The sequence below is a fragment of the Labrenzia sp. OB1 genome (assembly GCF_001624695.1).
Taxonomy (GTDB): Bacteria; Pseudomonadota; Alphaproteobacteria; order Rhizobiales; family Stappiaceae; genus Roseibium.
Genome location: NZ_JSEP01000088.1, coordinates 1 through 952, shown reverse-complemented (window position 1 = coordinate 952; position 952 = coordinate 1). Strand labels below are relative to the sequence as shown.

Below are 952 nucleotides of genomic sequence, written 5' to 3'. Positions count from 1 at the left end.
GCGCGCCGTCGTCCGGCGACCACAATCCTTTCTTCTTCAGCTCACGCCGCCAAGTATAGATCTGCTGTCGGCTCACATCGTGGCGCTGCGCAACCTGGGTCACCGTCGCGCCATCAACCCCGACCGACATCACGATCCCGAGCTTGTCCTCATCTCGCCACCGCCTTCGCCGCTCAACTCCAAGAATTTCACCACGCATCGACAACCCCGCATAAGACACGTCGCAAACGACGTCGTTATGCACGTCTCTTACAATAATCGGTTCAAGTCAGGCAGGCGGTGGCAATCGGGTGGTTACGTTCAAGCGCTCGATCCGGTTAATAGAGAAACTTTGTGACACGCCGGATCAGGCTTACTTCAACGCGCTGACGCCGATGATGGCGGCGGCATAATCGAGGCGGAAATCCACTTAGCGAAACGCCTGCAACTGTTCAGACAAACCGAGCCAGCTCTGAATGCCGATCAAACACGGCGCCTTTTGGCGCTTGCAGTGATCTATGACGGCGGCTTGCGCAGCGATGCGGGTGCGGTCGGCGGCGTGACGGTCCAGGTGATCCGCGACTGGGTCTTGCGTTTCAATGCAAAAGGCCCCGAGGGATTGATTGACCTTAAGAAAGCCGGTCGGCGCAAGAAGCTTGATGACAGCCAGCGCGCTCTGTTGATCGATCGTGTTGCACGGGGCCCGTATCCTTCGGTGGACGGCGTTGTGCGTTGGCGCCTGAAGGATCTTGCGGCCTGGATATTGTCTGAATTTGGCATTGCCGTAGATGAGCGAACCGTTTCGCGGGAACTGAAGAGCGCAGGCTACCGGCGTTTGACCGCCCGGCCACAGCATCCGGCGCAAAACGAATTTGCCATTGAGGCGTTCAAAAAAACTTCCCCAACGAGCTGGCCGAACTCCGCGGACGACTTGAAGACGGCACGCCGATAGAAATCTGGTTCCAGGACGAGG

General features: G+C 58.1%; 2 protein-coding genes. One reads left to right on the top strand and one right to left on the bottom strand.

The genetic code is table 11. The annotated features are described in order from the left end of the window. On the bottom strand, window positions 1–199 hold a 199-nt coding region (locus OA90_RS27835), incomplete at its 3' end, for a transposase (protein WP_156510637.1). A gap of 279 nt (window positions 200–478) precedes the next feature. Between OA90_RS27835 and OA90_RS27830 the strand changes: the two genes are divergently transcribed. After that, window positions 479–931: a winged helix-turn-helix domain-containing protein gene (locus OA90_RS27830; protein WP_279625839.1), complete on the top strand. Its 453-nt coding sequence runs from the start codon at window positions 479–481 to the stop codon at window positions 929–931. Window positions 932–952 lie beyond the last annotated feature (21 nt).